Genomic DNA, 6,085 nt, shown 5'->3' with positions numbered 1-6,085 from the left:
ACCACTTCTTGGGACGCGATCTCTCCCGGTCGGAAATAAGCAGAAAACTCGGGTCGATTTCAGTTGCGGCCATCGAGGCGGCTCCCTTTCGGATGATGGATGAGCGAGCAAACGAATGTCTCTTATAACAGGTAGAGTTAAAACCGACATTGCGCGATTGCAAGGGGGTGAAACGAACGCCGAAAAGCCCCCTGCGCGACACGCTCGCGATCAACCTCAGATCACTGCGTGCAGAGCGCGGATGGTCGCAGGAACGTCTCGCGCTCGAGTCTGGTCTCAACAGAACCTATTTGAGCGCCGTGGAGCGTAGCGAGCAGAATATCTCCATCGACAATCTCTGGCGTCTCGCGCAGGCGCTCGATATCGATCCTGCTGCCCTGCTCCAGGCGAAGCTGCGGAGTTGACCGCTCACTTGGCTTAGAAAGCGATTGGCTCGAGTAGCTTCGCAATCGTCGCCAATCGACCGCCCGCCCCGTAGCGCTCACGCCCCAGCGCATGCCCCATCACGTCGCGCCGGATCCGCTCGTCGATCTCCGCCGCGAGCATGCGATCCTCGAGCGCGTGCCGCAGGCTGTAAAGCGAATGCCGCTCGCTCTCCAGGAGACCCGCCTCCCGGAGATATCCGTTCACCTTGGCGCTAAGCGTGGCAGAGCTTTCGCGATAGCGCGAAAACCCCTCCGGAAACGCCCGCATCGCCTCGAACGACACGCCGAGCAGAGGCATCACCCGCTCCGCATTCTGCGTCTTCAGGACCCGACCGATCGGCTGCAGGAGCAAATGCGGGATCGGATCGTCGAGCCGGATCTCCTCGGGCCGCAGCGCCGCGATCTCGCTCGGACGCAGCCCGGTATTCACCATCACCAGCAGGATCGCCCGCGCTTGCGGCTCGAGACCATCGAGCGCCCCAGGGGCAAGCAACTGATCCCGGATCCACCCATCCGAGAAGGGTGGCCGCCGCGCCGCCCTGCCTTGCCGGAAGCTAAGATCCCCGAGCGGCAGCTTGAGCCCCAGCCGCTTGTCACGGTTCACGCGCTTGAGCACAGCCCCGAGATGCGTCAGGTCCTTGTTCGCGGAATTCGCCGTGAGCCCCTCGCGCTCCAGCCGCTCCGCCCACCAATCGCGAAAATCGAGAAAATCGTCGATCGTGAGATCGGCCAGCGGCTTGTCTCCGACTACCGAGATGAAATTCTGCACCGCCTTGATATGCGGATAGCGCCACCGACGGATCTGGTCTGCACTCTTGCCCAGGGTCTTGTCGCGCGCGAGCCCCCAGAACAACTCGAGCGCCCGCGACACGGTGATCAGCGGCAACTCAGCCCCGCCAAGAAGCGAATCTGCCCCAAGCGGATCGCGCATCTCGTCGCCAGCGGTGAGCTCGATACGCGCAAGCAGCTCCTGCACCGGCAGCCGCGCCACCTTGCTTGAATCGAGAAACCGGTAGCCCTGAACCTTCGCAAGCCGCTTGGCCGCAGCGAACCGTGCCTCCGCATCACCCGTCGCGCCGTCGAGCAGCGCCTCCCAGGTCTCGACCTGCCGATCCCACAGGAGCGGCGCTTTCTGTCGCGCCACCTCTTCGGACCCCGTTCGAAGGCTGATCACCACCTCGCGGCGTGGATCGACCGGGGCATAGGCTTTCGGAACCCGCCGACGCAGATGCCAGACTTCGCCGCGCTTGGTGATATTCATCGCACACCTCCGGGAAAGAACCCTTGTGTATCAACATGTGTAGCACGAAAGCCGCCTGGACCGGGTGAAATTCTGCCTAACTTATTGATTGTGAAATATTCTGTTGTAATTTTGACTCGCAATCAGCTGCAAATATGTCGGAGAGGAATACCGAGCAGAAAACCCCACCAAAGGGCAACGTCGGCATCCCTTCAGCGCGCGAGCAGCAGTAAATTTCAGCGCTTCCGGATTGGTCGTCAGGAGGGCGAGAAATTGCCTCCAGCCGCCTCCATCATCCGAATATGACAGGCACCCCGAAAAGGGCCCACAGGAAGTCCGGCCGACCGACGCAAGGAGGCGACAGAAAACGGGTGTACGACGGCAACAACGCCGCCACTCACAGTCTTTATTTCAGGGATTTAAGTGGTGCCCGGAGGCGGATTCGAACCACCGACACGCGGATTTTCAATCCGCTGCTCTACCAACTGAGCTATCCGGGCACTTCGACCTGACGGTCTTGGTGGAGCGGTTACTAGACGAGGGCGCCGGGGCTGTCCAGAGGGATTTGACAGAAAAATCCGCGATCTCGCGAAACGATCTCAATGCGGCTTGCCGGGGGGCGTGTCCTCGCCGGTGGGACCGGTCGGGGCGCGCTCTTCCTCCTCGGCGATATCGCCCGGAATGACGTAGGACCCGTTCAGCCAGCGCGCCAGATCGACATCGGCGCAGCGCTTCGAACAGAAGGGGCGATATTTCGGATCGGTCTCCTTGTTGCAGATCGGACAACTCATGCCGCCCCCCCGTTCCGGCCACGCAGAAGATGCGCGAGCGGCACGCGGTCGCGCTTGCGCTGCATCTCGAAATTGCCAAGCGGCGTCCAGCCGGCGAGCGCGGCCTCGGGCTCGCCCTTGATCGCGCGTTGCAGCTGCTGTTCGAGCGCCTGGCGGTCGCGTTTGGGCATCGGCGCGAAGTCGATCGCGATCTGGCCACCCAGGCCCCGCAGACGCAGCTGGCGCGGCAGCTCGCGCGCGGCGGCAATATTGGCCTTGAGCGCGGCGGCAGGCGTCGTGTCATTGCCGGTATTGATGTCGACGGCGATCAGCGCGCGGGTCGGCTCGATCATCATATGGGCGCTGCCGGGCAGCTCCACGCGCGGGGACAAAAGCGCCTCGATGGCATCCGTCGCGCCGTGATCGTCAAAGCCGCCCTCGATCACCTCGTCAGGAACCGGATCGCCCCAGTCACGCCAAGCCTCTTCATGCGGGTCGGGTGCATCGACGAGCAGTTCGGGAGCCCCCTCTAGATCACCCGTGACCGCCTCGGCCAGCTCGCGCATCGCGGCGACATCCTCGCCGACCTCTTCGGGCGAGGCATGGGCCGCGGCCGAGCGCAGGATCACCCCCATATCGGAGCCTTCCATCACCGCCGTCGCAACCTCTTGCAGTTCCTCGCGCAGGCCTTCCTCGCGGATGCGGCGCGAGACGTTGATGCCGGGCGCGCCGGGGGTGACGATTGCCAGGCGCGATTTGAACAGAACCCTAAGCGTGACGGGGAGCGCCTTGCCGGGCTCGGTGCCGCCCGAGACCATGCAGATCACGCTTTGACCCGGAGCAAGTCCCTTGGCCTCGCGCAGAAAGCCGCGCGCGCCATCGGGCAAATCGACGAAGACCCCGCCCTGCCCTTTCATCTGGCGCCCCACGACGCCGCGAAGGATCGCACCGGGCGCGAAGGCCACCTCGTCAGAGGCATCCACGATCAGGTCTTCAAGCTGGCCGTCGACCATCAGCGCCGCAGCTTCGCGACCGCCGATCTCGCCCAGCAGAACCACGCGTCCCTTCATGCCACTTCTCCCCGGATGCCCGCGCTTGCGAGCAGGTTTGCGGTCTCGGCCAGCGGCAGCCCCACGACGCCCGTGAACGAGCCCTGGATCCACGGCACGAAGGCTCCGGCCCTCCCTTGGATCGCATAGCCACCGGCCTTGCCGTGCCATTCGCCGGACGCCAGATAGCCGTTCACATCCTCGTCGCTGAGCGGCTTGAACTTCACCAACGTATCGACAAGCCGCTCGCGCAGCCCATCCACGGTGCGCACCGCGACTGCCGTCAGCACATGATGCCGGCGACCGGACAGCAGCCAGAGAAACTCCGCCGCCTCTTTCTCGTTTTCGGGTTTGCCGAGGATACGGCGCCCGCAGGTCACCGTGGTATCGGCGCTCAGGATGGCTTCGCCTTCCGAGATCGTCAGCGCCATCGCCTTTTCGCGGGCCATGCGGGCGACGTAATCGCGCGCGGGCTCGCCCTTCAAAGGCGTCTCGTCGATATCGGCCGGGCGCACGTCATGCGGCTCCAGCCCGAGCTGGGCCAGAAGTTCGCGCCGTCGCGGGCTCGCCGAGCCGAGGATCAGCCTCACTTGAAGCGGTAATTGATACGACCCTTCGTCAGGTCGTAGGTGTTCATTTCCACCTGAACCTTGTCGCCAGCCAGAACGCGGATGCGGTTCTTACGCATCTTGCCCGCCATATGCGCGATGATCTCATGGCCGTTTTCCAGCTCGACCCGAAACGTCGCGTTAGGCAGGAGTTCCTTCACGACACCGGGGAATTCGAGCATTTCTTCCTTGGCCATGGTCACTCCAAAAATCGTTACCCGCGCCAGTTGCGGGCGAGCGTTAAATGCGCCCGTGAACCGAGAAATTCAAGGGAAATATGAACCTTCCACCATCATTCCAATCGGAAGAGGCGGTTTCAGGTCAGAACAGGTCTAACCTACGGCCGTCCCGGCCGCTCTGTTCACTTCGGCACGTTTCGCCTCAGTGCTAGCTTCGAAACGAAGCCCCCACTGGAGAAGAACACGGGCAGAAGCTTCATCCCGTCCCATCTTGCAACCGCAACTGCAAGAATGCTCGCGCTCAGAAAGAGCCTTTTTCCTCATAGCGCCACATTCAGGGCAACATTGGGAAGGCTTCAAAGCGCGCGTGGACGCTTCAAGTAACTCCGCACCAGCTTCTTCCGCTTTGTATCGGAGCATGTTCAAAAATGTTGAGGGAGCCGTATCGAGAATCGCTCGATTGAGACCCGCTTTCTGGGCCACGTTTCGCCCCGGAGCCTTGGCCGTGCCGCGCGCAGAGCGCGTCATATTTCGTGGGCTTAGCATTTCGGTCGCAATAAACCGGTGCTTTGCGACTAGCTCTTGAGACACCTTATGAAGAAAATCCTTACGCCGAGCCGAAATCTTTGCATGTTTCCGCGCAAGGGATTTGCGATGTTTACGCAGAGCCCTCGAAGAGATTTTTCTTTCACGGGCTACGATGGAAAGGCTACGCTGCGCTTTACGAAGATCTTCAGCCTCGGTCGCTAGATGCCGAGGATTGTGGATCACCTCGCACTCACCCGCCTCAGTCGCGATCGTCGCGAACTCTGACACCCCCCAATCCAAACCGATTGCAGGACCATGAGCACGTTCGCGCTGCGCACATCCGGTTTCTACAACGAGATTTAACATCCAACCGCGTGCCGCGCGGATGACATCCGCCTTCAGAACTCGTCCAGGCGTCCGTGCAATGCCACGCATCCGCATTCGACCAATGCCGAAGAGGGTAACGAACCCGTGGCGGCCACCGACTCCGATCTCGACCTTGAAACCATTGCCATGCTGCTTATACCCCCACCCCCTAAACCTCTCTGGGGCACGGAAGCGCGGAAATCCGGGAGCACCACCATTTCTTAGTCGACGAAAGAAGCTGGCGAACGCAAGATCGAGGCGCTTAAGGACAACCTGCGCCTCGTGCGTGTGCACATATGATGACCAACTTGGCACATCTGACCGGATGAACTTGAGCGATTTTTCCTGATCTGAAAGCCAGATGTGCACGCCCCGGCGCCACGCTCCAATCCGCTCCTCAAGTGCTGCATTCCAGAGATCAGTCAGGAGGCAGTGCTTACGCCAAAGAGACGCCGCCTGAGAGCGGCTCGGATAGCGCTTATAAGAAAGGGATCGAATATCTGACATTAAAGATATTATAATAAAAAACAGAAAAACCCACAACGCCAAAACAATAAATAAATAAAAAACATCATCCGCACCAAGCTTCAAACTCGCTTAAGGGAAGCCCAAGAAAACCAGAGCGGTAGCAATAATACCCGCGCCAAAAATAGTTAAAGTCACAAATAGAAAGCTTCTTGGCGCCAATATGCTTAACAAAGAAAACATTTTCGGAAATTCGTCTGGCGAGGAAACTCACCTTAGCTCATGGTGCCAGCCCCATTGGCCAAGGGTTAAGACGATGCGGCGCACCCCAAAAACCAGCCCCCTGCTCACACTGGTGACAAGAAGCGAAAGCTGGACCCAAAGTTAAAATTTGCCGACTGCGACAAACCCGGCCTCTGCTTCCTTCAGCACCCTCGGTCCTGACGCCTCTCGCC

The 6,085-nt window shown here is 60.7% G+C and carries 7 protein-coding genes and 1 tRNA gene; 1 reads left to right on the top strand and 7 read right to left on the bottom strand.

What is annotated here, in order from left to right:
* Window positions 1-167: 167 nt before the first annotated feature.
* A complete protein-coding gene (locus TP2_RS03870) occupies window positions 168-404 on the top strand; it encodes a helix-turn-helix domain-containing protein (RefSeq protein WP_038073737.1) in 237 nt (78 codons plus the stop codon).
* 13 nt (window positions 405-417) lie between these two features.
* Here TP2_RS03870 and TP2_RS03865 read toward each other — a convergent pair whose 3' ends face one another.
* The 7 genes from TP2_RS03865 to TP2_RS18195 all read right to left on the bottom strand — a co-directional run bounded on the left by TP2_RS03865 (window position 418) and on the right by TP2_RS18195 (window position 5,756).
* Complete coding sequence (locus TP2_RS03865; RefSeq protein WP_038073719.1) at window positions 418-1,686, bottom strand: DUF6538 domain-containing protein; 1,269 nt, start codon at window positions 1,684-1,686, stop codon at window positions 418-420.
* 403 nt (window positions 1,687-2,089) lie between these two features.
* A tRNA-Phe gene (locus TP2_RS03860) sits at window positions 2,090-2,165 on the bottom strand.
* A 99-nt stretch (window positions 2,166-2,264) separates the two neighbouring features.
* The gene (locus TP2_RS03855; RefSeq protein ID WP_038073709.1) at window positions 2,265-2,456 is read right to left on the bottom strand and encodes a DNA gyrase inhibitor YacG; all 192 of its coding nucleotides are present in this window, start codon (window positions 2,454-2,456) and stop codon (window positions 2,265-2,267) included.
* Window positions 2,453-3,505, bottom strand: a complete 1,053-nt coding sequence (locus TP2_RS03850; protein WP_038073706.1) for a ribonuclease E/G — start codon at window positions 3,503-3,505, stop codon at window positions 2,453-2,455. Before TP2_RS03850 ends, TP2_RS03855 begins: the two co-directional genes overlap by 4 nt.
* Window positions 3,502-4,074 carry a Maf family protein gene (locus tag TP2_RS03845; RefSeq protein WP_038073703.1) on the bottom strand — a complete coding sequence of 191 codons (573 nt, stop codon included), beginning with the start codon at window positions 4,072-4,074 and terminating at the stop codon, window positions 3,502-3,504. The genes TP2_RS03850 and TP2_RS03845 overlap by 4 nt, the downstream gene beginning before the upstream one ends.
* On the bottom strand, window positions 4,071-4,289 hold the full coding sequence (gene infA / locus TP2_RS03840; protein ID WP_010397442.1) for a translation initiation factor IF-1: 219 nt from the start codon (window positions 4,287-4,289) through the stop codon (window positions 4,071-4,073). The genes TP2_RS03845 and infA overlap by 4 nt, the downstream gene beginning before the upstream one ends.
* 135 nt (window positions 4,290-4,424) lie before the next feature.
* Window positions 4,425-5,756, bottom strand: coding sequence for an RNA-guided endonuclease InsQ/TnpB family protein (locus TP2_RS18195; protein ID WP_157617032.1), 1,332 nt, complete (start codon window positions 5,754-5,756; stop codon window positions 4,425-4,427).
* Between the last annotated feature and the right edge of the window lie 329 nt (window positions 5,757-6,085).

Source organism: Thioclava pacifica DSM 10166 (assembly GCF_000714535.1).
In the GTDB taxonomy this organism is placed as follows: domain Bacteria; phylum Pseudomonadota; class Alphaproteobacteria; order Rhodobacterales; family Rhodobacteraceae; genus Thioclava; species Thioclava pacifica.
Note: the sequence above shows the minus strand (reverse complement) of the source record. Positions and strands in the feature narration are given on the sequence as shown.

Excerpts from the sequence above, each read along its gene's own strand:
- infA (WP_010397442.1), bottom strand. The coding sequence starts at position 4,289 with ATGGCCAAGGAAGAAATGCTCGAATTCCCCGGTGTCGTGAAGGAACTC.
- TP2_RS03855 (WP_038073709.1), bottom strand. The coding sequence starts at position 2,456 with ATGAGTTGTCCGATCTGCAACAAGGAGACCGATCCGAAATATCGCCCC.
- TP2_RS03865 (WP_038073719.1), bottom strand. The coding sequence starts at position 1,686 with ATGAATATCACCAAGCGCGGCGAAGTCTGGCATCTGCGTCGGCGGGTT.
- TP2_RS03850 (WP_038073706.1), bottom strand. The coding sequence starts at position 3,505 with ATGAAGGGACGCGTGGTTCTGCTGGGCGAGATCGGCGGTCGCGAAGCT.